This window comes from Nocardia sp. NPDC003482 (assembly GCF_053588115.1).
In genome coordinates, this window is the sequence record NZ_JBSFPI010000013.1 from 82,002 (window position 1) to 105,754 (window position 23,753).

Consider the following 23,753-nt stretch of genomic DNA (forward strand, 5'->3'; position numbering starts at 1 on the left):
GAGTGCGCCCAGACATCGCATCCGCGTGAACCCGCGCCTGGGCGTGTCGAATTCGCGGCGGACACGCCCGGCCCGCCGACGCGACCGTGCCAAACCCGTTGCCCGCGACAACGTTCGGTCCGTGCCGCGATTTATGCGTATCGTTGATAGGTCGGAGCGTACGAGCCGGAGGGAGCGTCGCGTTGCGGTCACCAGCGCCTTGGCACAGTCCTGTTCAGCCCGCGCCCGGCTTCGACGCGGCCCGCGTGCGCGCGTTGTTCCCCGCGCTGGCCGAGGCCGACGAGGTGTATCTCGACAGCGCCTCCACCACCCAGAAGCCGCTGCCGGTGATCGAGGCGGTGGAGGGCTACCACCGCCGCCACACCGCCAACGCCGGGCGCGGCACCTACCGGTGGGCCACAGTCCTCGAACGCGAGATCGAGTCGATCCGCGCGCGGACGGCGGACTTCCTGGGCGCGCGGCCGGACGAGATCGTATTCACCCCGGGCGCGACCGCCGGCCTGAACGCGGTCGCCCTCGCGTGGGGGCTGGCCGAACTCGACGACGGCGACGAAATCCTCTACAGCCCACGCGATCACGCCGCGAACGTGTATCCGTGGGTGCAGCTGCGCACCACCCTGGCCCGCTTCGGCCGGCACATCCGCTTGGTCCCCTACCGGGTGACCGCGTTGGGCGAGGCCGATATCGACGACCTCGCCGCACGAGTCACCCCACGCACCCGCTTGATCACCGTCAGCCATCTGCATCACGTCTTCGGCGCGCTCACCACCCTCGAGGAGCTGCGCGACCGGGTGGATCCGCGGGTGTTGTGGTGCTTCGACTGTAGCCAGAGCGGTGGACACCTGCCGATCGATGTGCGGGCGCTGGGTGCGGATTTCGCGGTGCTGTCCGCGCACAAGATGTTCGGCACCACCGGCACGGGCGTGCTGTACTGCGCGCGGCGGGTGCACGATCGCCTGACCGCGTTCCTGCCCGGCGGCAATTCCGCTGTGCGCGTGGCTGATTCGATGCTGGAATCGGCCGAGATGCCCCGGCGACTCGAGGGCGGCACCCCCAACATCCCGGGCATCCTCGCCCTCGGCGCGGCCCTCGGGGTGCTCACCGACATGGGCCTGCCGCGGGTGGCCGAGCACAATCGGGTACTGACCCGCCGCCTGATCGACGGTCTGCGGCCGGTGCCGGGGCTGCGGTTCCTGCCCGGTCCCGCACACGCCCCGTGCGAAAACGGTTACGGGATCGTCTCGTTCACCCTCGACGGCATCGGCGCCACCGACCTCGGTTTCGTGGTCGCCGAGCTCGGGTTCCTGGTCCGCACCGGCGCCCACTGCGTTCCCGCCGACGCGGGTGCCGAACGGGTCCAGCCGGTCGATGCCGGGGCCCCGGATGGGCTCGCGGACGCGGATTCGGTACGGGTCAGTACGCACGTCTACACCACCGGCGACGACATCGACCGGTTCGTTCGGTGTGTCGCCACGATCGCCTCGGAGGTCCGATGAGCACATCCGGCTACGACCGTCGCGCCGCCTCCCGGGTGCTGGCCGGGCTCGCCCGTCCGGGCCTGTTCGCCGATACTCCCACGGCGCGGCCCGGAAGCGTCGAATTCGTCCGCACCCCATTGACTTTCGAGCCGGACAGCCAGCTGACGCTGTCGCAGCGGCTGTATCTGGAGCGATTCATGCGGCCCTGCCGCCCCGATCAGGTCACCAGCGCCACCCACCGGCTCGCGTGGACCGACGGCGACGGCGTGCCCAACACCGGATTCGTGCATTCCGACGGCCTCGGGGCGATCGTCCCCATCGCCGTGCGCGAAACCGTCCTGACGCTGTGGCACGCGCTCGAAGCAAATCATGCTCTCGCACAACGCGTTTCGGAACTCAGTGCGAACGATCGGGCGGTGCTGGCCGCGACGACCACCGATCACGAGCCGATCGACATCTTCCGCGTCGGCATCGAGGCGTGCGGGCGCGCCCTGGCCCAGCACGCCCTGCTGGCGCACACGACGCCGTACCGCAGCCCGGCCGAATTCGCTTGCGGCATGCGCGATTCCGGAATCTTCGCGGCGGTGGCCACGCGCTGGTACTGGGAGTTGCAGGCGTCGACGTATCGGCGCGGCATGATCCCGGTCGCCTTCGACGTCCAGCCGGACCGGACCGTGCGCTACACCGCCGAGACGGTCGCCACGCTGCGCGCGATGAAGGACGCCACCATCGCCGACGCGCACGCGGTCATGCACCGGGCGACCACCGTCGAGGGGTTGTCGGTTCCGGCGGCCCTCGCGAAATACCACGACGAGCTCGATCTCATCTCGCGGCAGTACGCGCTGTTGCCGCCCGGGACGCGCCCGGCATGCCTGGCGGCGATGCCGCATCGCGTCGACGGCGGCCACTACAGCCTGTTGCCGGTGATCGCCGAGCGGTTCGTCGAGGAGTTCGTCGCGACCGTCGAGCGGCTCACCGTCGACGAGGTGGACGGCGAGATATCCGGCGACACAGGCGATTTCGCCCCCGAGGACCGGATCTTCTACGTGCCGGACATGAACTGCAAGCACTGCGTGCGCACCATCACCGGCGTGCTCGAGTCCATGCGCATCCGGGTGCACGACATCGATCTGATCAGCAAACGCGTGGTGGCGGAGTTCCGCAGCCCGCGCAACCGGCACCGCGCCTTCGAGGCGCTGCGCGACGGGGGCTACAACCCGGTGTCGGCGCGGCCGGTGCCCGACGCCGCCCAGCCGACGGAAACCGCTGTATGACCGGCGCGCCGCCCGCGCTGCCCGCCGCCGTCCCACCGCTGGTCCGCGCGTTCCTCGACACGCCGGGCGCGGTCGAGGCGGCGGTGGAGCGGTTCGGATCACCCGCGCATCTGCTGTTCCCGCAGGTGTATCTGGACAATCTGGGCAGGTTGCGGGACGTGCTCGACCGGCATCGGATCGACTACCGGATCTGCTACGCGTTCAAGGTGAATCGGTCGCGCGCGTTCCTGCGCACCGCCGAGGCGTCGGGACTCGCGGTGGACGTGGCGTCGGAGCAGGAGTGGGCGGCGGCCCTGGACGCGGGCTTCGATCCCGCGCGGATCGAGGTGACCGGGCCCAAGGGCGAGCGTTTCCTGCGTGCGCTGATCGGGTCGGGGGTGACGGTCAATGTCGACAATCTGTGGGAGCTGGAGCGGCTCGCGGCGCTGGGCGACGGTGTTCCGATCCTGGTGCGGGTGTCGGGTTTTCCGGGCAGCGCGGTGAGCCGGTTCGGGATCGCGCTGGCCGAGATGGACGACGCGCTGGCGATCGCCGCCGCGCATCGGGACCGAATCAACCTGCGGGGCTTCGCCTTCCACCTCGACTCCGGGGCGACCGCGGAACGGGTACGGGCGGCGCAGGAGTGCCTGGGGCTGATCGAACGCGCCTACACCCACGGGCTCGCGCCCACCGTCCTCGATCTCGGCGGCGGGCTGCGGCAGGTCTTCACCGCCGACCCGGACCGGTTCGACGCGTACGTGGCGCGGCTGCGGGCCGCGCTGCTGGGCCGGGGCGAGCCGATGGCGTGGGGCGGGAACACCTTCGGTTTCCACATCGACGACACCGGCGTGCACGGGACGCCGGTGTTCCACAAATACGCCAACGCCGTTCCCGCGACCGCCATGCTGGACGACCTGCTCGCCGCGCCGCTGGACGCGCACGCCGGGCGGGGCCTCGCGCAGGTAGCCGCGGAGAATCTGCTCGAGCTGTGGCTGGAACCGGGCAAGGCTCTGGTCGACCAGGCCGGAATCACCGTCGCCACGGTCGAATTCGTCAAGCGCGCCGCCGACGGAAGTGTGCTGGTGAATCTGGACATCGGGCGCGATACGGTCACTCCCGCCGATCAGGAGGTGATGATGGATCCGGTGCTGGTGAGCGAGGACGGGCCGGACGGCGGGCCGGTGGGGGTGTTCCTCGCGGGGCGGCTGTGCCTGGAACGCGACATGATCAGCAATCACAAGGTGTGGTTCCCGCGCCGCCCCCGGCCGGGTGATCATGTGGTGTTCGTGAATACGGCCGCCTACCACACCGACCTGTCGGCAGCCGGTGCGTCGATGCATCCGCTGCCACCCAAGGTGGCGGTGGTACGGGCCGACAACGGGTTTCGGATGTGCCCGGACGGGGAGTACGAACCGGCGCTGGTGAGGTCCTGATGCGCTACGACCACATCACCGAACTCATCGGCGACACGCCGCTGCTGCGGCTGGATCCAGCCGTGCATGGGCTGGCCGATGTCGAGCTGTACGCCAAATTGGAGTTCTTCAATCCGTTCGGGTCGGTCAAGGACCGGGTGGCGTGGGGCATGATCCGCGACGAGATCGACGAGATCGCCGCGCGGGGGCAGCGATTCATCGAGGCGTCGAGCGGCAACACCGCCAAGGCGCTGCGGATTCTGGGCGCGATGCGCGGGATCGGGTTGCGGGCGGTCACCAATCGCATGAAGGTGGCCGAGGTGCGCGACCTGCTCGAGCTGCTCGGCACCGAGATCGAGGAGCTGCCCGGATTGTCGGAATGCCCGGATCCGACGACGCCCAACGACGTGTACTCGGTCATCGAGGCGGCGATGGCCAAGCGGCCCGGGGCCTTTCATCACGCGTCGCAGTACACGAACGAGAAGAACATCGAGGCGCATCATCACGGGACCGGGCGCGAGATCCACGAGGATCTGTTCCGCGACGGGATCACCCGGGTCGACTATCTGATCGGCGGGCTGGGGACCACAGGTTCGACGCGCGGGGCGGCGACCTATCTGCGCAAGCATCATCCGGATCTGCGCACGATCGCGGTGGTGTCGGAGCGGTCGGACTTCATTCCCGGTATCCGGTCGGAGACCGAGATGTGGGATGTGGGGTTGTTCCAGCCGGACTTCTACGATGCGATCGTGCCGGTCGACTCCGGGTGCGCGATCGACGCGACGATGGAACTGGCGTTGCGACACGGTGTGCTGGCCGGGCCGACGAGCGGGGCGTCCTACGCGGCCGCGCTGGATACGCTCGCCGCCCGGGAGCCCGGGGAGCCGATCGTGGCGGTGTTCATCGTGTGCGACCGCCTCGAGCCGTACCTGTCCTATATCAAGCAGCGCCGTCCGGAGTTGTTCGGGCGCAACGCGTCTCGCACCACGCCGCCCACCGCCGACGAGCTGGCCGCCGTCCCCGCGGTCACCCCCGACGACCTCGCCGCCCTCGACTCCCCCATCGTCGTCGACACCCGCGGCGCGATGGCCTACCGCATCGGGCACGTGCCCGGCGCCATCAACATCCGCGACGACCAACTCGACGACATGTTCACGCAGGGCATCCCCTTCCCTCGTACCAAACCGCTGGTGTTCGTGTGTCCGGTCGGCGAGTTGTCCCGCCGGTTCGCGGCGCTGGCGCGGCGTGCGGGGCACGATGCGCGCAGTTTGGACGGGGGGATCGTGGCGTGGCGGGATTCGGGAAAGCCGTTGGAGTCCAATAACTCTCGGCCCGCCTGAGGCCCTGCCCGGCGCCCTGGCGGGCACCGGGCAGGGACAAGGGGGGACGTGCTCAGGAATGGACCGCAAGGGACAGGACGGGAATGGGCCGCAAGGGACAGGACTCGATTGGTCCGCAAGGGACAAGACGGGAATGGCCGCAAGGGACATGAGGGGAGCACCCTCCCCCGGGCCTCGGGGTGCAAGGAGCACCTCCACCTGGCCCACTCCCCCAGGCACGGCAACCCAGCCGCACCCCTTATTCGGATCCGCACCCGTTGTAGGGCCATGCAAGGGGTGCGGATACGGATAAAGGGTGCGGCTGGGGTGGGTTACCTGGGGCGGCGGGCTGGGCCGGGGTGGCGGATGTGTTCGGTCATGGCCTCGGCGATGGGGGCGGGGGGTGGGGCGGCGGGGGTGGCCACGGTGCGGGCGTCGTGGGAGATGCGCATGATGAGGGCGATGATGATGTAGTTGGCGAGCAGGGAGGAGCCGCCGTAAGACATGAAGGGGGTGGTGAGGCCGGTCAGGGGGATCAGTTTGGTGACGCCGCCGACCACGACGAACAGCTGCCAGCCCAGGGAGAAGGCGAGGCCGCCGCCGAGGAGTTTGCCGAAGGCGTCGCGGGTGGCGAGGGCGGCGGTGAAGCCGCGCACGGTGATGACGGTGAACAGCAGCAGGATCGCGGTCAGGCCGAACAGACCCAGCTCCTCGCCGATGGTCGCGATGATGAAGTCCGTCTTGGCGAACGGAACCTCCTGCGGGCGGCCGCCGCCCAGGCCCGCGCCCCACAGCCCGCCCGTGCCGAGACCGAACAGCCCCTGGGCGATCTGATAACCGTTGGTGTAGTAGGTCGCGAACGGGTCCTGCCACACCTGCACGCGCACCCGCACATGCCCGAACAACTGGTAGGCGATGATCGCGCCGACGGCGAACATGGCGATCCCGATGAACAGCCACGACGCCCGCCGCGTCGCGATGTACACCATCGCCAGCACCGTCCCGAACACCAGCAGCGAGAAGCCCAGATTCTTCTCGTACACCAGCACCAGCACCGACACGAACGTCACCAGCAGCAGCGGGCCCAGATCACGCAGCCGCGGCACGGTGAACCCGAGCACGCGAGACCCGGCGGCCCCGAACAGGTCCCGGTTGTCGACCAGGAACGCCGCGATGAAGATCAGCAGCAGCACCTTGGCGAACTCACCGGGCTGAATCGAGAAGCCGCTGAACATGATCCAGCTCTTACCGCCGTTGACCTCGCTGAACCGCGACGGCAGCACCGCGGGCACCAGCAACGCCACCAGACCCGCCAGCCCGCAGGTGTAGGCGTATTTCGCGGGCTGGCCGTGGTTGCGGACCAGCGCCAGCAGCAGCGCGAACAGCGCGATTCCCGCGGCGGTCCAGATCAATTGGTGCGCGGCGTCGGAGGAGGGGGCGGCCTTGCCGAGCGCGGCCGCGGTGGCCGCCTCGGCGCGGTCGAGCCGTTCGATGAGGACCAGGCCGAGCCCGTTGAGCAGGATCACGCACGGCAGGATCACCGGGTCGGCCTTGGGCGCCAGCACCCGCACCGCGAGATGCGCCAGCAGGGTCAGGCCCGCGAATACGGCCAGCGGCCACTGTAATTGGGTGTGGTCGCCGCCGGTCGCGCTCGCCACGGCGACACCGGCCACGGCGACGAGTGCCACCGCGGCGACACACAGCACCAGCTCGGTGCGCCGCGGTCTGGGTAGGCCGATCGGACCCGAGGAGGTGCCGATCGGCCCGGACGAGAAGGGTTCCCGAGACGCGCTCACGGCAACCAGTATGCGGGGGCCGGACTCATCGGTTGCCGAGCGCCCGGACGAGGAGGTCCTTCAACTCCGCCACGCTCTCCTCGATCGAGCGCACCCGGGCGTCGGTCTCGTCGAGTTTGCGGCCGAGCCGCTCGAATCGCGCCTCCACCGCGTCGAACCGCTCGCGGGTCTGTTGCCCGAGCGAATTCACCGCGCGCACGATCGCATCCGTCCGCGCGCGCGTCGCCGCGTCCTCGTCCTCCAACGCGGCGACGCGGGCATCGAGTTCGGGCGGCGTGGCAGGCATTGCGCGATCTTATCCGCGCCCGCCGCACCCTCGCAGCATCGACTGCCAAGGTGCACAGCGTGTCGGGCCGCGCATCCCGATGCCACCACTTGTCGGCTCACAGCGAACCGGTCGCGCTGGTTCCGTCCGGAACTGGCAGGATGACCGGGTGCATATCGCAGTCGGGCTGGTGGTGTTGGTCGCCGCGGCGGTCGCGCTGGCCGCGCTGGCGCGGCGGGTGGGGATGGCCGAGCCGCTGTTTCTGACCGTCGCGGGGATCGCGGCGTCGTATGTGCCGTTCGTGCCGGCGGTCGATCTCGATCCCGAGGTGGTGTTGCTGGGGCTGCTGCCGCCGTTGGTGTACACGGCCGCGATCAGTACGTCGTTGGTGGAGTTCCGGCCGAAGAAGTTGTCGATCGCGTTGCTGTCGGTGGGGTTGGTGTTGTTCACCACGTTCGCGGTCGCGTTGGTGGTGTGGCGGCTGCTCGACGTGCCGTTCGCCGCGGCGGTCGCGATCGGGGCGGTCGTCTCGCCGCCGGACGCGGTGGCGGCCACCTCGATCGCGCGGCGGGTGGGCATGCCGCGGCGGATCGTGACGCTGCTCGAGGGTGAGGCGCTGTTCAACGACGCGACCGCGCTGGTCACCCTGCGCACCGCGATCGTCGCGCTGACGGGAGCGTTCAGCGTCTGGCAGGCGGGCGCGGACTTCGCCATGGCCGCGGTCGGCGGCACGGTGATCGGCGTCGTGGCCGCGGGGGTGCTGGCGTTGCTGCGCCGCCGCATCACCGATCCGGTGCTCGACACCAGCCTGTCGTTCCTCGCGCCGTTCGCGGCGTATCTGCCCGCCGAGGCCGCGCACGCGTCGGGGGTCATCTCGGTCGTGGTGTGCGGGCTGATCCTGGGGCAGGGGGCGCCCGTGTGGCAGAGCGCGGCCTCGCGGATCGCCGAGCGCACCAATTGGCGCACGATCCAGTTCATCCTGGAGAACGCGGTGTTCCTCATCATGGGGTTGCAGGTGCGTCATATCGTCGACGACGCCTGGTCGAGCGGGCTCGACCACACCACGCTGCTGCTGGCGTGCGCGGCGGTCCTCGCGACCGTGGTCGTCGTGCGCCCGATCTGGGTGTTCCCGGCCACCTATTTCGCGTGGTTCGTGGAGAGCCGCCCGCGCGGCAAACCGCGCCCGTCGTGGACGAGCCCGGCGGTGGTGTCGTGGGCGGGCATGCGCGGGGTGGTGACCCTCGCCGGTGCGCTGCTGTTGCCCTCGGACACACCGCAATTGGCGACGCTCAAACTGCTGGCGTTGGTCGTGGTGGGCGGAACACTTCTGCTGCAAGGGTTTTCGCTGCCGTGGCTGATCCGCGCGCTGCGCCTGCGCGGGCCCAGCCGCGCCGAGGACGCCTTGCAGGAGGCGAATCTGCTGCAACAGGCCACCGCGGCGGGGCTGGCCGCGCTGGAGGCGGAGATCGCGCCGGAGACGCCGGAGGAGATCGTCACCGCGCTGCGCGAGCGGGTGGCCCGCCGCGCCAACGCCGCCTGGGAACAGCTGGGCCGGGCCGAGTCGGTGCGCATCACCCCCAGCGGCGAGTACCGGCGGCTGCGGCTGGTGATGCTGGGCGCCGAACGCGAAACCGTCTTGCGCGCACGGGATTCCGGAACGATCGACCACGAGGTCCTCGAACACGTGATGGCCTCGCTCGACCTCGAGGAGTCGACCATCGACCGGGTCGCCGAGGCCGACGACCAGCCGGGCGAGCCGTTGCGCGCGATGGGCACGGCGGGCTGCGAGCATCTGGCCGACGCGCCGCGGGTGGCGCTCACCGAACTGCCCGAGGTGTGCGCGGAATGCGTCGCGGAGGGCCTGACGTGGGTGCATCTGCGAATGTGCCTGAGCTGCGGCAACGTTGGCTGCTGCGACTCCTCGGTCGGCAATCACGCCACCCGCCACTACCACGCCACCGGCCACCCGGTGATGCGCAGCGTCGAGCCCGGCGAGAAGTGGCGCTGGTGCTACGTGGACGAGATCCTGGGCTGATCGCCCGCTTCCCCGGACGGCTTGGTCAGCCGGACGACGCCCGCGTCGAGATCGAGGTCCAAGCGCGGGCGGTGCGTCTGCCCGTCACTGTCCTCACTGCCCTCGTCGGCGAGTTTGTTGCCCGGAAACAGTTCACCGATGAAACCCATGCCTCCACGCTACCCAGCGGCGGCGAGCAGGGTGGGCAGAGCGCCGTCGTATCCGTCGCGCGAGCCCCCAGCAGCACCCGCCGCGCCCAGAGATTTACGCCGCCCCGCGAGCCCCCAGCAGCACCCGCCGCCCCCGGGGATTTACTGTGGCTAAGTGTCCGAAGGTCAGAATGTCGCCGGTGGCGAGCCCCGCATCTGGGGTGGGACCACTCTCACCGAGCGCCGGGAGGCGCGGCGGGCGGCGTTGCTCGAGGCCGCGCTGGATCTGATCGGGGAGGCCGGGGCGGGGGCGGTGACGATGCGCGCGGTGTGCCGCACGGCCGGGTTGACCGATCGGTACTTCTACGAGAGTTTCACCAGCCGCGATCACCTGCTCGACACCCTCTACCGGCAGGTGGCCGACGAGTTCCTGGCGCCGATGACCGCCTTCGCCGCGGCCGACGACCCCGAACACGACCGCGAGCTGGCCCGGGCGCTGGTCGACAAGGTGCTCGAGGATCCGCGCAAATCGCGGCTGTTCCTCGTCGAACCGTATTCGAGCACCGGCCTGGGCCAGACCACGATCGCGGTGATGCCCGCGTTCACCCGGCTCATCCAGGACCACCTGTTCGCCTACATCGACGATCCCGATCGGCGGCGGCTGGCGGCGGTGACGATGGCCTCGGGAAACGCGGGAATGTTCTCGGCGTGGCTGAACGGGTCGCTGCGGGCGAGCCGGGAGCAGATCGTCGATCACATCGTCGCGATCACCACGGCCTACCGCACCATCTACCGCTGACCGGTCAGCTCGCCGACTCGCGCACCGAATCCGGCAGGGGGCCGGGCGTTTTCGGGTCGCCCGCCAACCGGGCGTTCAATCCGTCCAGCACACAGATCAATCCGAAGTCGAACGCCAGCGCCCGCGCGGTGGCCGGGTCGCGGGATCCGGCGGCGTCGTATTCGGCCACCAGCTCCGGATAGTCCGCCCCGGCCAGTTCGGTGAGCGCGCCCTTGACGGTCTCGAAGTCGTAGTCCTCGATGCGCCCGCCCGCCTGGGTCAGCGCGACATCCGGAACCACCTGTCCCAGTACGTAACTGATCAGCGCGCTGTTGGCGAAGTGCACGTCCATTCCGGTGAACCCGGCACGCAGGAAGGTGCGGCGCATGCCGTCGGCGAGGGCGAACGAGTGCGGGCCCACGCTCGGCAACCGGCCGATCAACGCGATCATCCACGGATGCGCGAGCATGGTCGCGCGCAGCCGGTAGGCCATCGTCGTGGCCACCTCCCGCCACGACGCCTGACCGACGTCGGGCACGCCGACCTCGCCCCACGCCTCGTCCAGCGCGAGTTCGAGCAGTTCGTCCTTGTTGGCGACATACCAGTACAGGCTGGTCGCGCCCGCGCCCAGTTTCGCGCCGAGCTTGCGCATGCTCAGCGCGTCGAGCCCTTCGGCGTCGAGCAGTTCGACGGCCGCGGCCACGATCTGCTCGCGGCGCAGGCCCGAGGTCCGGGGCTGGCGTTGCGGGCGCAGCCATACCGAGGCGAAGGGTTTGCTCACAGCCTTCACGATAAATCACTCGCACACTGTTCCAGTTTCTCGTACGCTGTTCGAGTGACTTCGAACGCAATCGAGGGCGAGGCGGTCGTGCGCGATCCTCGCCGCTGGTGGGTCCTGGTGGTGCTGTCGTTGGCGGTGCTGGTCATCGGGATCGACAGCACCGTGCTCAATCTGGCCATCCCGTCGCTGATCCGGGATCTGCACGCCACGCCCGCCGACGTGCAGTGGATCCTCGACGCCTATGTCCTGGTCTTCGCCGGGCTGCTGCTCACCGCGGGCAGCCTGTCGGATCGGTTCGGCCGCCGCCGCGCGCTCATCACGGGATTGGCGGTGTTCGGGGCGGCGTCGCTGTTCGCGGTGCTGGCGACCGAACCGTGGCAGCTGATCGCGGCGCGCGCGGCGATGGGTGTGGGCGGGTCGATCCTCATGCCCTCGACGCTGTCGATCATGATGACGACCTTCGCCGAGGACGAGCGCCGCACCGCGATGGCCGCGTGGGCGACCACGTCGATGGTGTCGATCGTGCTCGGCCCGACGCTGGGTGGCTTTCTGCTGCAACACTTCTGGTGGGGTTCGGTGTTCCTGATCAACATCCCGGTGGCGGTGCTCGCGATCGGCGCGGCGCTGGTGCTGATGCGGGAGACGACCGGTGATCAGCGGCCGGTGGATCCGGTGGGCGTGGTGTTGTCGATCGTGACGCTGACCGCGACGGTGTACGTGATCATCGAGCGGGAGTGGAACTTCGGGGTGATCGCGCTCGCGGTGGCCGGGGCGGTGGCGTTCACGGCGTGGGAGGCGCGCTCGGCGCATCCGATGTTGCCGCTGGGGGTGTTTCGCAGCCGCGACTTCACCGGCACGTGTCTGACGTTGCTGCTCATGGTGTTCGGGATGGGCGCGGTGATGCTGATGCTCACCCAGTATCTCCAGTTCGTGCTCGGCTTCGGGCCGATGCGCGCGGGCTTGGCGCTGCTGCCGTACGCGGTGTCCTCGGCGGTGTGCAACGGGCTCGGCGCGACGCTGGGCAAGAAGCTCAGCAACAAGACCCTCATCGTGACCGGTCTGGTGGTGATGGCCGCGGCCTTCGCGATCCTCGCCCAGGCCGACGGCTACGGCTGGGTGCTGGCCGCGATGCTGGTGATGGGCATGGGCGGCGGCCTCGCGGGCCCGGCGGCCTACGCGGCGATCATGAGCGCCATCCCGCTCGAGCACGCCGGGGTCGGCTCGGCCATGAACGACACCCTCCAGCAGGTCGGCATGGCCATCTCCATCGCGGTCCTCGGCAGCGTCCTGGCGGGCGTGTTCACCGACAACATGCCCGCGAACGCCCCCGAGGCGGCCCGCGATTCGATCGGCGCCGCCTTCCAACTCGGCTACGCCGACGCCGCCAAGACCGCCTTCACCACCGCCATGTCCCACGGCTCCTGGATCAGCGCCGGTTTCGCCTTCGCCGCCGCCTGCCTGGGCCTGGTCCTCCTCCGCGACCGCAAACCCGTTGCGCCGCAACCGGAAACCGCACCCCTCCCCTGACGGGTCACTCCTCGCGCACGAAGGTGTCGCTGTTGGTCAGCACCGCGTGCGCCCACGGTAAGGTCAGCCGCTCCGCCGGGGCTCCCGGGCGGGGCGGCTTGACCGCCTCGTCGGAGACCACGTGCCAGGCGGCGTGCAGCCGCCCGTCACGCAGCAGGCCGGTGAACGAGCAGATGCTCGCGATGTCGCCGGGGGCGGTGAACGCGAAGTGCGCGCACGGCCCCCGGTGCAGGCCCTGGATGGGGACCGACGCCCCGGCGAACGCGCTGTCGCCGAGGGCCGTTTCGAAACTCCCGCGCAGGAGGTTGTCGCTGTCGTCGGTGATCACCAGCAGCGAGCCGTACTCGTTGCGCCACCGGCCTGTCCAGTTTCGGTCCGATGTGGTTGCCATACCGACGACCGTACCCATCCGGGGCCGCGGCCGTCAGTGCGTCATCATCGCGGCGTCGGCGCCCGCGGGCAGGGCGGGTTTGCGGCGGGGCAGGAACGCCGCGGGGATCAGGGTGAGCAGGACCAGGACCACCGCGACGATGTAGGTGTGCGCGAAAGCCGCTGCGGCGTCGGAGAATCCGGTGTCCAGCGCGCCCGGGGGGAGCTTGTCCGCGATCTCGGGATGCTCGTGCGAGGCGATCGCCGCGCCCGCCAGCTCGTGGCTGTTGAGCAGGTTGGTCAGCACCACCGACATGATCGCGGTGCCCACCGAGGCGGCGGCCTGGTTGACGATGTTCATCAGCGTCGTGCCGCGGGCGACCTGCTCGTGGGTCAGCGTCTGGATGGCGGCGGTCATGGTCGGCATCATGGTGCAGCCCATGCCCAGGCCCATCACGAACAACGCGATGCCCAGCAGCAGATACGAAGTGTCGCTCTGCAATTGGACGAAGAACAGCATCGACACCGCGATGACCGCGACACCGGTCAGCACGATCTTGCCCGGACCGATCTTGTCGACCAACCGGCCCGCGATCGGCATCGTCACCATCGCGCCGAGCCCCTGCGGGGCCAGCAGGAGACCCGCGGTCAGCGCCGACTCACCGCGCACCGATTGCAGATAGGTGGGCAGCAGCAGACCCGCACCGAAGAACGCCACCGCGAACAACAGCATGGTCAGCACCGCGAAGGTCAGCGACCGGTTGCGGAACAGATGCACATCGATCAGCGGATGCCGGGTGCGCAACGCGTGCAACACGAACGCCACCAGCAGCACCACCCCGATCGCCGCGGGCACCAGCACGCGGGCGGCGAGGACGGTGTGCTTCTCCGGAATCGAGGACACACCGAACAGGAACAGCGCCAAACCCGGTGAGGCCAACAGCATTCCGAGGAAGTCGAAACTCTCCGAGGGCTGCGGGTTGTCCGAGGGGAACACGATGTACGCCAGCGCCAGCGCGACGATGCCGATGGGCACGTTGATCAGGAAGATCCACTGCCAGTGGAACCCGATCAGCCAGCCGCCGAGGATCGGACCCATGATCGGGCCCAGCAGCATCGGCACGCCGAGCACCGCCATCACCCGGCCCACCCGCTGCGGCCCGGCCGCGTGGGTCATGATCGTCATGCCCAGCGGCATCAGCATGCCGCCGCCGAGGCCCTGCACGATGCGAAAGGCGATGAGCGACTCGATGTTCCACGACGTCGCGCACAGCGCCGACCCCAGCACGAACAGCGTCAGCGCGAGCATGTAGAGGCGTTTGGTGCCGAACCGGTCGGCCGCCCAGCCGGTCAGCGGGATGACGCTGGCCAGCGCGAGGGTGTAGCCGGTCATCGACCACGCGGCCACCGCGTAGCTCGCCCCGAACTGCCGCTGGAACTCGGGCAGCGCGATCGTGACGACGGTGATGTCGAGGATCGACATGATCGCGCCGAGCACGACGACGCCGGCCACCTTGAACACTGCGGCGTCGAGCTTGTCCGACGCCGAATCGGGCTGTGGCGCCCGGATATCCGGAGGTTGTGTCACCGCTTCAGCCTGCCAGGTCGCCGAGCGATTGACCAGCACATTTTTCGGGGGCTTCGGACGAGTAGGCTGAGGTTTCCCCGGTATCCCGAGGGTGGGCAAGGAGATCGTCGCGATGACCGACCCGGTGCACGGGCTGACCGGTACGCTCACATCGCCGATCCGAGGCGCGGACACGCTCGGGGAGGTCCTGGTCGCGATCCGAGGGGGCACAGAAATCTACCTGGCACGAGCCACCGAACCGCTCGCCGCGGGCACCACCGTGCTCGTCGTGGGCGTGAACCCGGGCCGGATCGTGGACGTAGTGCCCTGGATACCGCTCGACTTCGGACCGGGTGGGGAATTTCCGAAAGAGTAAGGGAGACAACAGTGCTGGGGTACCACGTGCCCGATCCCGACGAGGCCATGCTGGTCAGCGGCGGGCGCGCCAAGGACAACGTGCCGTTCCGGGTGGTGATCGGGCACGGCGCCTTCGTGGTTCCGCTGTTCCGCAAGGTCCGGTATCTGTCGCTGGCGATGTTCGAATCCGAGATCGGCGAGCGCTGCGTCACCAAGCAGGGCATCCAGCTGGATGTGCGCGCGGTGATCGCGTTCAAGGTCGCCAACGACACCGCCTCGATCGTCAATGCGGCGCAACGGTTCCTGTCCGAACAGGAACGGGAGATGAGCGTGCTGACCGGGCGCATCTTCTCCGGGCACCTGCGCTCGATCGTCGGGTCGATGACGGTCGAGGAGATCATCCGGGAGCGGCAGAAACTCGCCGACGAGGTGCTGATGGCCTCGAAGGTGGAGATGAGCAATATCGGGCTGTGGGTGGACTCGTTCCAGATCCAGTCCATCGATGACGGCAACCTCGGCTACATCGCGGCGCTGGCGGCCCCGCACAACGCCGCGGTGCAGCGCGACGCGCAGATCGCCCAGTCCCAGGCCGCGCAGGAGGCCGCGAAGGCCGAACAGGAATCGCAGCGCAAACAGGCCGAGTATCAGCGCGAGACGGCGATTCTGCGCGCGCAGTACCAGCGCGACATCGACAAGGCCAATGCCGAAGCGGCGCAATCGGGTCCGCTCGCGCAGGCCAACGCGTTGCAGGAGGTGCTCACCGCGCAGGCGGTGCAGGCCCGCAAGCAGGCCGAGCTGCGCGAGCAGCAGTTGCAGGCCGAGGTGGTCAAGCCCGCGCAGGCCGAGGCCGAGCGGGTGCGCATCCTCGCCCAGGCCGAGGCCGACCGCACCCGGATCCAGGCCGAGGCGGCGGCGTCGAACAATCGGATCGCGCTCGATCAGCTGCTCATCGAGCAGTTGCCCGAGATCGTGGCGCAGGCCTCGCGCGGGCTGGCGGGGGCGAATCTGACCGTGCTCAACGGGCCCGACGGGGTGAGCGAGGTGGTCAACGGCATGGTCGGACAGGGGCTCACGGTGTTCGATTCGCTGCGGAAGGCTCTTTCGGTCAACACCGAACGGGCCGCGACAGCGGTCGATAGAGTGCAGGAATAGGGACGGCGACGAGGAGCGGGTGTAGGTGTCGATCGGGAAATTGGTGTCCTTCGACAGTTCTCGGGGGTTCGGTTTCATCCGCCCGGAAGACGGTGGCCCGGATGTTTTCGTGCACGTGAACGACATCGGATTGGACGAGGACGAGCTGCGTCAGGGGCGGGTGTTCGAATTCGAGGTGACCGAGGGCGACCGGGGGCCCAAGGCGGTGAATCTGACCGCGGTCGGCGGGGCGCCCGCCCCGCGCCCGCATCGGGGCGGGCGCGGTTCGGGTCAGCTCACCGCGGCCGAGCACAAGCGGCTGATCACCGAGTTGCTGTTGGACGCGAGTCCGGCGCTCACGGCCGGGGAGATCCTCACCATCCGGGAGCGGTTGACCGAGTTCGCCGATCAACACGGCTGGCTCGACAGCTGACGGGGACGGGCGGGCCGGAATACGATCTTGCCGACAGCGGGCGATGAATTTCGCGGGCCCGCGCCGTCGGCATCGGTGAGACCCGAGGAGGATCGTGTGGACCTGCCCGTCATGCCGCCCGTGAAACCGATGCTGGCGAAATCGGCGTCGGCGCTGCCGCGCGATCCGCAGCTGTACTACGAACCGAAATGGGACGGCTTCCGCTGCATCGTGTTCCGTGACGGGGACGAGGTGGAGCTGGGTTCGCGCAACGATCGCCCGCTGACCCGGTACTTCCCGGAATTGGTGGAGTTGCTGCGCGCGACGCTGCCGCCGCGGTGCGTGATCGACGGGGAGATCGTGGTGGTCACCGAGCACGGCCTGGATTTCGACACGTTGCAGCAGCGGCTGCACCCGGCGGCGTCGCGGGTCACCAAGCTGGCCGGGGAGACCCCGGCCAGCTTCGTGGCGTTCGACCTGCTCGCGCTGGGCGACCGCGACCTGACCGAGGAACCGTTCGCCGAGCGGCGGCGGCTGCTCGAGACGGTGGTCGACAACTCGGTGCCGCGGCTGCATCGCACGCCGCTGACCTCGGATCCGGACGTGGCGCAGGACTGGTTCACCCGATTCGAGGGCGCGGGCTTCGACGGGGTCATGGTCAAGGCCACCGATCTGCCCTATCTCCAGGACAAGCGGGTGATGATCAAGGTCAAGCACGAGCGCACCGCGGACTGCGTGGTGGCCGGGTTCCGCTGGCACAAGGACGGGCAGGGCGTGGGATCGCTGCTGCTGGGGCTCTACGACGACGCGGGCCGGTTGCATCACGTCGGGGTGGCGAGCAGTTTCACCGCGGCCCGGCGCGGGGAGCTGGTCGAGGAGCTGGCCCCGCTGCGCAAGAACGCCCTCGAGAACCATCCGTGGCGGGAGTGGGCCGACGCCGCCGCGCAGGCCCAGAACGAGGGCAAGATGCCCGGCGGGGTGAGCCGCTGGACCGGCGGCAAGGATCTGTCGTGGGAGGCGCTGCGCCCGGAGCTGGTCGCCGAGGTGCGCTACGAGCATGTGATGGCGGGCCGATTACGCCACGGCGGCAGGCTGGTTCGCTTCCGCGACGACCGCACCCCCGAATCGTGCACCTACGCCCAGCTCGACGAGGTCGCGCCCGCCGAGCTGGCCGACATCTTCGCCGAGGCGAAGGGCGCGGCGCGGTGAGCGCGTCGATCGAGATCGAGACCGACGGCAAGGTCGTCTCGATCAGCAATCCCGACAAGGTGTACTTCCCCACCCGCGGCGAGACCAAGCTCGACCTGGTCCGCTACTACCAGGCGGTGGCCGAGCCGATCCTGCGCACGATGGGCGCGAGACCCGTACTGCTGGAACGGTATCCGGACGGTGCGGGCGGCAAGTCCTGGTTCCAGAAGCGCGTCCCGAAATCCGTACCCGACTGGTTGCGGACCACCACCGTGGAAACCCCCAACGGCACCACCAGCGACGCGCTGGTCGCCGCGGACCTCGCCCACATCCTGTGGGCGGTCAACCTGGGCTGCTTGGGTTTTCACGTCTGGCCCACCCACGCGGGCGCCGCCGAGGCGAGCACCGCCCCCGTCGTCCACGACGCCGCGGGCAACCCGCTGCCGCCCACCGGCGTCACCGACGAACTGCGCATCGACCTCGACCCCTCCCCCGGCATCACCTTCGGCGACCTCCGCGAGGCCGCCGTCCGCACCCGAAACCTGTTCTCCGAGTTGGGCATCGACGCCCGGGTGAAGACCTCCGGCTCGCGCGGCCTGCACATCTACGTCCTGCTCGAACCCCGCTGGGACGGCTACCAGGTCCGCGCCGCCTCGATAGCCCTGGCCCGCGAACTCGAGCGCCGCCACCCCGACCTCCTCACCGCCTCCTGGTGGAAGGAGGAACGCGGCCGCCGCGTCTTCATCGACTACAACCAGAACGCCCCGCACCGAACGGTTTTCGGCGCGTGGTGCGTCCGCCCGAAGGTGGGCGGCCAGGTCTCGACCCCGGTCTCCTGGGACGATTTGGGTACCATCGTCCCCGACGAGCTCACCCTCTCCACGGTCCCCGCCCGCGTCGAAAGACTGGGCGACCCCTGGGCCGACCGCACCCCCCAATCCATCGACCCGCTGCTGGAGATGTCCCAGCGGGACATGGACGCCGGGCTGATGGACGCGCCCTGGCCGCCGGTGTACCCGAAGATGCCCAACGAGCCGCCGCGGGTGCAACCGAGCAAGGCGCGCAAGGCATGACGGCCGCGCCTAGTTGTTGCCGCCGATGATCGTGGTCTCCCGGCACAGCCAGCGACCGTCGAGCCGCTCCATCACCAGCCGAAACTGTTGGGCTTTGGTCGTTTCCCGCTGGTTGACGGTGTCGTTGCGATAGACCTGGGTGAGGACCACGGTGATCTCGGCGCTGGACAGGTCGGCCGATTGCGCGGTGCAGGTGATATCGGTGACGTGCGAGTGCCCGTGCGAGGTCGCGATGGCCTTGGTGTTGTCGGGCAGGGTCGAGACCAGGCTCGCGTGCAGGTCGCCGGAGGATCGGTCGAGTACCGCGGTCTCCCAGCCGTCCAGCTTGTCGTAGTCGTAGGTCGCCAGGAGGCGGGCGTACTCGCATCCGGCCTGCCGCGCCGCGTCCCGGGCGCTGTCGACCCGGCCGCGGGTCCATGTGCTGTGGGCGGCGAAGGCGCCCGCGGCGGTCGCGGCGACGAGCGCGACGGCGCCGACGAGGACCAGAGCGATCCGCGCGGCGCGTCGCCGGGGCGGCGCCGACGCGGGCAGCGCCCGCCGCGCGGCCGCGGCGAGCTCACCGCATCCGGCGTACCGGTCGTCGCGATTCTTCGCCAGCGCCCGAGCGATCACGGCGTCGAAACCGCTTGGTACACCCGGGTTCTCGCGACTCGGGCGCGGCGCGGGCAGGTTCAGGTGGCCGTGGATGAGCTGACCGGTCGTCGTGCCGGGATAGGGCAGCGCCCCGGTGAGCAGGAAATAGAGGGTGCAGCCGAGGGCGTAGACGTCGGCGCGGCGATCCACGTCGGCGCGGGTGTCGAATTGCTCGGGCGCCGCGTACTGGAAACTCGCGAACAACTCCCCGGCCCGGGTGAACTGATCGGCCTGGTCGAGCGCCTTGGCGATGCCGAAGTCGGCGAGGAACACCTGCTGCGCGGGTCCGCTCGACAGCAGGATGTTGGCCGGTTTCACGTCCCGATGCAGGACACCGGCGGCGTGGGCGTGATCGAGGGCCTTGGCGACCTCGGTGACGATGTGCACGGCGTGCTCGGCCGGGATCGGGCCGCCGCCGCGCACGGCCGCCGCCGCGTCCACGCCGTCGACGTACTGCATCGCGATCCAGAGCCGCCCACCCTCCTGCCCGCGCGCGTAGACGGTGACGATGTTCGGATGCGCGAGCCGGGCCGCGGTGTCGGCCTCGTGCAGGAAGCGCGCCCGGATGCTCGCGTCGTCGCCGACCGCGGGATGCAGGATCTTCAACGCCACCCAGCGCGGCAGATCGCGATCGTGCGCGAGATAGACCTCGCCCATGCCGCCGACGCCGAGCAGCCGCTCGATCCGATATCCCGCGAAAACCTGGCCGTGGGTCAACGATTGCGCCACCCCGGTCTCACCTCCCACCCTTCTCCGCGCGCTCACCCTACTGCACCCGCGCGGCGTCGAGCCGCCGATGGGTACGATCCTGAGCGGCACACGGATGGAATCGATTGCACGGGGGGATATTCGATGCCGGACATCGGCGCATCGTTCGCGGGGTATCGCATCGAGCGAGTGCTCGGGCGGGGCGGGATGGGCACCGTCTACCTCGCCCGCCATCCGCGCCTGCCCCGGTCCGTCGCGTTGAAGGTGCTGAATCGAGAACTGTTCACCGACAACGACATTCGCGCGCGCTTCGAGCGGGAGGCCGAACTCGTCGCCCGGCTGGACCATCCGGGCATCGTCGCCGTCCACGACCGCGGGATCGACGGCGATCAGCAGTGGATCGCCATGCAGTACGTCGAGGGAATCACCGCGGCGGCACTGGATCCCGCGCGCCTGGCGCCCGAGCACGCCGTCCGAATCGTCGGCTACGTCGCGCAGGCCCTGGATTACGCGCACGGACACGGCATCCTGCACCGCGACGTCAAACCCGCCAACATTCTCCTCGCGCGCCCCGGGCAGCGCGACGAGCGAATCCTCCTCACCGACTTCGGAATCGCCCGCCTGCTCGACGAGACGCGTCACCTGACCCGCACCGGCACCGTGAACGGCACGCTCGGGTACGCCTCGCCCGAACAGCTCACCGGGGTCGCGTCCACCGCCCGCTCCGACCAGTATTCGCTGGCCTGCACGTTGTTCCGGCTGCTGACCGGCCGCTCGCCGTTCGAGTCGCCCAATGCCGCCGCGGTCGTGAAAGGCCATCTCCAGCACTCTCCCCCGGCGGTGAGCGCGTCGCGGGCCGGGGTGCCGCCCGCGATGGACGCGGTGCTCGCGCGGGCGTTGGCCAAGCATCCCGACGACCGGTTCGCCTCGTGCACCGAGTTCGCGACCGCGGCGTGGTATGCGTTGACGCAGAACGATTTTCGGCTCGCCCCGGCGGCGACCCAGCCGCGACCCGCGCCGGTCCTCGCCCCCGCGCCCGACAGCCCGCCACCCGCGTTGCCCGCCTCGGCCAACGAGGGCCGGTCCCGATGGCGAAAGGTCGTCGTCCCCACCGCCATCGCCGTGCTCGTCGCCGCCGGGGCCGGAGTCGGTGTCACCGCAAGCGTTCTCAGCAACAGCTCCGGAGCCGCGCCCGTGGCGGCCCGGCCGACCCGGACCCCGGATCCCGAGCAGGAACGGCAAGGAGAGGAATACGTCGCCGCGTTGCGGGCGGCGAGTATCGCGTTCCCGAAGATGGTTCCGGCGGAGCGGACCGTGGGAACGACCAGATCCGGATACGGGCATTCGAGCTGCGAGGGGGTGCCCGGCTTCCGGGCCTTCGATCCCGAATTCGACACCATCGACTTCAAGACGTACATCGGCGCCTGGCAATGCCTGGGCGCCGAGGTGGTGACGTTCAGCATCTACGCCTACCGCTCACCCGACGACGTCCGGGCGGTCGTGGCGGGTCTGCCACCCCACACCCGGACGGTCGAGGTGAACAACGGCGTGGCCTACACCAACTACGAGTTCTGGCACGACGCCCGCTCGATCTACCAGAAACCGTTCGTCTCTCGGGTGACCACCTTCCTAGACGACCCGGACCGCGCGACGTTCCTGCTGATCGCACGCCCGATGAGCAGCGCCGACGGCGCCGCCGAACGACTGCACGCCTGGTGGAGCACCGCCCCGATCGGCTGAGTCAGCTCCCCCGCTCGATCTTCGGGAACGACGTGGTCACCAACGTCGACAGCATGTCGGCCAGCAACGCGTGCACCTGATCGCGATCGAGCGACCCGCGCGTAATCCATTCCCGCCCAGCCGCTTTCACCAACCCCCCGTACGCCCGGACCAGCGCCCGCAGTTCGTCGCCGTGCTTCGAGCCGCCCAGGCCGACCATGTGCAGCAGCCGGTCGGCGGCGGCGTCGTCGGCCTCGTCGAGGATGCGCTGGACCTCCGGGTCGTCGCCGATGCCCTCGTGGCCGGTGACCTTGACCCACGTGCTGCCGTGTTCGCCGATGGTGTCGAGCAGCCAGGCGACGCTGGCGTCGACGCGTTCGCGGACGGTGCCGGTGGGGGTGGTCATGTGGTCGGGTCTGGGGAGGGTGACCATGCGGCGGACGACGGCCAGGTAGAGGTCGCGTTTGTTGCCGAAGTAGTGGTTGATCAGGCCGCGGGCGACGCCCGCGCGCTGGGCCAGTTCGGCGGTGGAGACCGCGGCGTAGGGGCGTTCGCCGAACATGGCGATGGCGCAGTCGAGGATCTGCGCGCGCCGTTCGTCGGGTTCGAGCCGGCGCCGGCGCGCGGAGGCGTCGGCGTCGGTCAGCGCGGTGTCAGAGTGAGCGGGCAATGAGATCCTTCATCACCTCGTTCGACCCGGCCAGGATGCGCAGCACGCGCGCGCCCGTGTACAGCTGGGAGATCGGGTATTCCGTCATGTATCCATAACCACCGAAGAGTTGCAGACAACGATCCACCACGATACCCAACTGATCGGTGAGCCAGTATTTCGACATGGCCGCGGTCGGGATGTCGAGTTCGCCGCGCAGATGCTTGGCGATCGCGTCGTCGAGGAAGGTCCGGCTCACCCGCGCGATCGTCGCGCACTCGGCCAGTTCGAACTTGGTGTTCTGCATCGCGAACAACGGTTTGCCGAACGCCTCGCGACCCTTGGTGTACTCGACGGTGATCTCGACCGCCTTCTCCATCATCGCCACCGCCAGGATCGCGGTGACCAGCCGCTCCTGCGCGAGCAGCTGCATCATCTGGTAGAAGCCCTGCCCCTCGGCCTCGCCCAGCAGATTCGACGCGGGCACCCGCAGGCCGTCGAAGAACAGCTCCGCGGTGTCCTGACCCTTGCCGCCGATCTTGGACAGGATGCGGCCGCGGGTGAATCCCGGTGTGTCGTCGGAGACTTCGGCGAAGATCAGCGACACGCCCGCCGCGCCCTTGGTCGGATCGGTCTTGGCGGCGATGATGATGCCGTCGCACAGCCAGCCGTTGGAGATGAAGATCTTCGAGCCGGTGATGACGTACTCGTCGCCCTCGCGCACCGCGCGGGTCTTGATGTTCTGCAGGTCCGATCCGGTGCCGGGTTCGGTCATGCCGATCGACAGCACCATCTCACCGCTGGCCGCCTTGGGCAGCACGCGGCGCTTGAGCTCCTCGGAGCCGAAGTGGTGGAGGTAGGGCGCGATGATCGATGAGTGCACCGACATGCCCAGCGAGCCGTCGCCCGCGAAGGTCTGTTCCTCGATGATGGCGGCCTCGTGCGCGAAAGTGCCACCGCCGCCGCCGTATTCGGTGGGGATCGAGGCGCACAGCAGTCCGAGTTCCCCGGCCCGGTTGTACAGTCCGCGATCCGGGTGGCCCTGGGCGACGAACCTCTCCTCGTGCGGGACGACCTCCTTGTCGAAGAAGTTCCTCGCCAGTTCCCGTACGGCCTCGACCTCGTCATCGCTCCACGCGGCGCGCGCCATCGTCTGCATCCTTCGTCTCGTGCCC

The 23,753-nt window shown here is 69.5% G+C and carries 22 protein-coding genes; 13 read left to right on the plus strand and 9 right to left on the minus strand.

Annotated features, from left to right (window positions below; all coding sequences use genetic code 11):
* The first annotated feature begins 182 nt into the window (after window positions 1-182).
* Genes ACWDSJ_RS21365 through ACWDSJ_RS21380 form a run of 4 tightly spaced genes read left to right on the plus strand, consistent with a single transcriptional unit; the run spans window position 183 to window position 5,483 of the window.
* On the plus strand, window positions 183-1,496 hold the full coding sequence (locus ACWDSJ_RS21365) for an aminotransferase class V-fold PLP-dependent enzyme (RefSeq protein WP_450033765.1): 1,314 nt from the start codon (window positions 183-185) through the stop codon (window positions 1,494-1,496).
* Window positions 1,493-2,752, plus strand: coding sequence for a heavy-metal-associated domain-containing protein (locus tag ACWDSJ_RS21370; protein ID WP_450033767.1), 1,260 nt, complete (start codon window positions 1,493-1,495; stop codon window positions 2,750-2,752). The genes ACWDSJ_RS21365 and ACWDSJ_RS21370 overlap by 4 nt, the downstream gene beginning before the upstream one ends.
* On the plus strand, window positions 2,749-4,164 hold the full coding sequence (locus ACWDSJ_RS21375) for a decarboxylase (protein ID WP_450033769.1): 1,416 nt from the start codon (window positions 2,749-2,751) through the stop codon (window positions 4,162-4,164). Before ACWDSJ_RS21370 ends, ACWDSJ_RS21375 begins: the two co-directional genes overlap by 4 nt.
* Window positions 4,164-5,483 carry a pyridoxal-phosphate dependent enzyme gene (locus ACWDSJ_RS21380; protein WP_450033770.1) on the plus strand — a complete coding sequence of 440 codons (1,320 nt, stop codon included), beginning with the start codon at window positions 4,164-4,166 and terminating at the stop codon, window positions 5,481-5,483. Before ACWDSJ_RS21375 ends, ACWDSJ_RS21380 begins: the two co-directional genes overlap by 1 nt.
* A gap of 311 nt (window positions 5,484-5,794) precedes the next feature.
* On the opposite strand, the gene ACWDSJ_RS21385 is transcribed toward ACWDSJ_RS21380, so the two are convergent.
* Together ACWDSJ_RS21385 and ACWDSJ_RS21390 are read right to left on the minus strand one after the other, a co-directional pair.
* A complete protein-coding gene (locus ACWDSJ_RS21385) occupies window positions 5,795-7,270 on the minus strand; it encodes an FtsW/RodA/SpoVE family cell cycle protein (RefSeq protein WP_450033942.1) in 1,476 nt (491 codons plus the stop codon).
* A gap of 13 nt (window positions 7,271-7,283) precedes the next feature.
* Window positions 7,284-7,544, minus strand: a complete 261-nt coding sequence (locus tag ACWDSJ_RS21390) for a hypothetical protein (RefSeq protein ID WP_387361257.1) — start codon at window positions 7,542-7,544, stop codon at window positions 7,284-7,286.
* A gap of 148 nt (window positions 7,545-7,692) precedes the next feature.
* Here ACWDSJ_RS21390 and ACWDSJ_RS21395 point away from each other — a divergent pair, with 148 nt between their 5' ends.
* A complete protein-coding gene (locus tag ACWDSJ_RS21395) occupies window positions 7,693-9,558 on the plus strand; it encodes a Na+/H+ antiporter (protein ID WP_450033772.1) in 1,866 nt (621 codons plus the stop codon).
* On the opposite strand, the gene ACWDSJ_RS21400 is transcribed toward ACWDSJ_RS21395, so the two are convergent.
* A complete protein-coding gene (locus ACWDSJ_RS21400) occupies window positions 9,534-9,707 on the minus strand; it encodes a hypothetical protein (RefSeq protein ID WP_387361253.1) in 174 nt (57 codons plus the stop codon). The two genes, ACWDSJ_RS21395 and ACWDSJ_RS21400, sit on opposite strands and share 25 nt — an antisense overlap.
* Before the next feature lie 154 nt (window positions 9,708-9,861).
* On the opposite strand from ACWDSJ_RS21400, the gene ACWDSJ_RS21405 reads away from it, so the two are divergent.
* Window positions 9,862-10,485 (plus strand): TetR/AcrR family transcriptional regulator, encoded by a 624-nt coding sequence (locus ACWDSJ_RS21405; protein WP_387361252.1) that lies wholly within the window; start codon window positions 9,862-9,864, stop codon window positions 10,483-10,485.
* A 4-nt stretch (window positions 10,486-10,489) separates the two neighbouring features.
* On the opposite strand, the gene ACWDSJ_RS21410 is transcribed toward ACWDSJ_RS21405, so the two are convergent.
* Complete coding sequence (locus ACWDSJ_RS21410; protein WP_450033774.1) at window positions 10,490-11,245, minus strand: TetR/AcrR family transcriptional regulator; 756 nt, start codon at window positions 11,243-11,245, stop codon at window positions 10,490-10,492.
* A gap of 54 nt (window positions 11,246-11,299) precedes the next feature.
* On the opposite strand from ACWDSJ_RS21410, the gene ACWDSJ_RS21415 reads away from it, so the two are divergent.
* On the plus strand, window positions 11,300-12,772 hold the full coding sequence (locus tag ACWDSJ_RS21415; RefSeq protein WP_450033775.1) for an MFS transporter: 1,473 nt from the start codon (window positions 11,300-11,302) through the stop codon (window positions 12,770-12,772).
* A 4-nt stretch (window positions 12,773-12,776) separates the two neighbouring features.
* Here the strand turns inward: ACWDSJ_RS21415 and ACWDSJ_RS21420 are convergent, their stop codons facing one another.
* Both ACWDSJ_RS21420 and ACWDSJ_RS21425 read right to left on the minus strand, forming a co-directional pair.
* Complete coding sequence (locus ACWDSJ_RS21420; protein WP_450033777.1) at window positions 12,777-13,163, minus strand: avidin/streptavidin family protein; 387 nt, start codon at window positions 13,161-13,163, stop codon at window positions 12,777-12,779.
* Window positions 13,164-13,196: 33 nt separating this feature from the next.
* Entirely contained in the window at window positions 13,197-14,729 is a 1,533-nt protein-coding gene (locus tag ACWDSJ_RS21425) for a DHA2 family efflux MFS transporter permease subunit (RefSeq protein WP_387361244.1), read from the minus strand.
* A 112-nt stretch (window positions 14,730-14,841) separates the two neighbouring features.
* Between ACWDSJ_RS21425 and ACWDSJ_RS21430 the strand changes: the two genes are divergently transcribed.
* From ACWDSJ_RS21430 to ACWDSJ_RS21450, 5 genes are all read left to right on the plus strand, one after another.
* Window positions 14,842-15,084, plus strand: a complete 243-nt coding sequence (locus tag ACWDSJ_RS21430; protein ID WP_387361242.1) for a hypothetical protein — start codon at window positions 14,842-14,844, stop codon at window positions 15,082-15,084.
* Between the two features lie 11 nt (window positions 15,085-15,095).
* The gene (locus ACWDSJ_RS21435; protein WP_450033778.1) at window positions 15,096-16,217 is read left to right on the plus strand and encodes an SPFH domain-containing protein; all 1,122 of its coding nucleotides are present in this window, start codon (window positions 15,096-15,098) and stop codon (window positions 16,215-16,217) included.
* Window positions 16,218-16,242: 25 nt separating this feature from the next.
* Complete coding sequence (locus ACWDSJ_RS21440; RefSeq protein ID WP_387361238.1) at window positions 16,243-16,629, plus strand: cold-shock protein; 387 nt, start codon at window positions 16,243-16,245, stop codon at window positions 16,627-16,629.
* A gap of 96 nt (window positions 16,630-16,725) precedes the next feature.
* Window positions 16,726-17,817: an ATP-dependent DNA ligase gene (locus tag ACWDSJ_RS21445; RefSeq protein WP_450033780.1), complete on the plus strand. Its 1,092-nt coding sequence runs from the start codon at window positions 16,726-16,728 to the stop codon at window positions 17,815-17,817.
* Window positions 17,814-18,869, plus strand: coding sequence for a DNA polymerase domain-containing protein (locus ACWDSJ_RS21450; protein WP_450033782.1), 1,056 nt, complete (start codon window positions 17,814-17,816; stop codon window positions 18,867-18,869). Before ACWDSJ_RS21445 ends, ACWDSJ_RS21450 begins: the two co-directional genes overlap by 4 nt.
* 9 nt (window positions 18,870-18,878) lie before the next feature.
* Here ACWDSJ_RS21450 and ACWDSJ_RS21455 read toward each other — a convergent pair whose 3' ends face one another.
* A complete protein-coding gene (locus tag ACWDSJ_RS21455; RefSeq protein ID WP_450033783.1) occupies window positions 18,879-20,231 on the minus strand; it encodes a serine/threonine-protein kinase in 1,353 nt (450 codons plus the stop codon).
* Between the two features lie 123 nt (window positions 20,232-20,354).
* On the opposite strand from ACWDSJ_RS21455, the gene ACWDSJ_RS21460 reads away from it, so the two are divergent.
* Entirely contained in the window at window positions 20,355-21,950 is a 1,596-nt protein-coding gene (locus tag ACWDSJ_RS21460; protein ID WP_450033785.1) for a serine/threonine-protein kinase, read from the plus strand.
* 1 nt (window position 21,951) lies between these two features.
* Here the strand turns inward: ACWDSJ_RS21460 and ACWDSJ_RS21465 are convergent, their stop codons facing one another.
* Complete coding sequence (locus ACWDSJ_RS21465) at window positions 21,952-22,599, minus strand: TetR/AcrR family transcriptional regulator (RefSeq protein ID WP_450033786.1); 648 nt, start codon at window positions 22,597-22,599, stop codon at window positions 21,952-21,954.
* On the minus strand, window positions 22,583-23,728 hold the full coding sequence (locus ACWDSJ_RS21470) for an acyl-CoA dehydrogenase family protein (protein ID WP_450033787.1): 1,146 nt from the start codon (window positions 23,726-23,728) through the stop codon (window positions 22,583-22,585). Before ACWDSJ_RS21470 ends, ACWDSJ_RS21465 begins: the two co-directional genes overlap by 17 nt.
* Window positions 23,729-23,753: the final 25 nt, after the last annotated feature.

Excerpts from the sequence above, each read along its gene's own strand:
- ACWDSJ_RS21370 (WP_450033767.1), top strand. The coding sequence starts at position 1,493 with ATGAGCACATCCGGCTACGACCGTCGCGCCGCCTCCCGGGTGCTGGCC.
- ACWDSJ_RS21375 (WP_450033769.1), top strand. The coding sequence starts at position 2,749 with ATGACCGGCGCGCCGCCCGCGCTGCCCGCCGCCGTCCCACCGCTGGTC.
- ACWDSJ_RS21380 (WP_450033770.1), top strand. The coding sequence starts at position 4,164 with ATGCGCTACGACCACATCACCGAACTCATCGGCGACACGCCGCTGCTG.
- ACWDSJ_RS21390 (WP_387361257.1), bottom strand. The coding sequence starts at position 7,544 with ATGCCTGCCACGCCGCCCGAACTCGATGCCCGCGTCGCCGCGTTGGAG.
- ACWDSJ_RS21400 (WP_387361253.1), bottom strand. The coding sequence starts at position 9,707 with ATGGGTTTCATCGGTGAACTGTTTCCGGGCAACAAACTCGCCGACGAG.
- ACWDSJ_RS21420 (WP_450033777.1), bottom strand. The coding sequence starts at position 13,163 with ATGGCAACCACATCGGACCGAAACTGGACAGGCCGGTGGCGCAACGAG.
- ACWDSJ_RS21430 (WP_387361242.1), top strand. The coding sequence starts at position 14,842 with ATGACCGACCCGGTGCACGGGCTGACCGGTACGCTCACATCGCCGATC.
- ACWDSJ_RS21460 (WP_450033785.1), top strand. The coding sequence starts at position 20,355 with ATGCCGGACATCGGCGCATCGTTCGCGGGGTATCGCATCGAGCGAGTG.
- ACWDSJ_RS21470 (WP_450033787.1), bottom strand. The coding sequence starts at position 23,728 with ATGGCGCGCGCCGCGTGGAGCGATGACGAGGTCGAGGCCGTACGGGAA.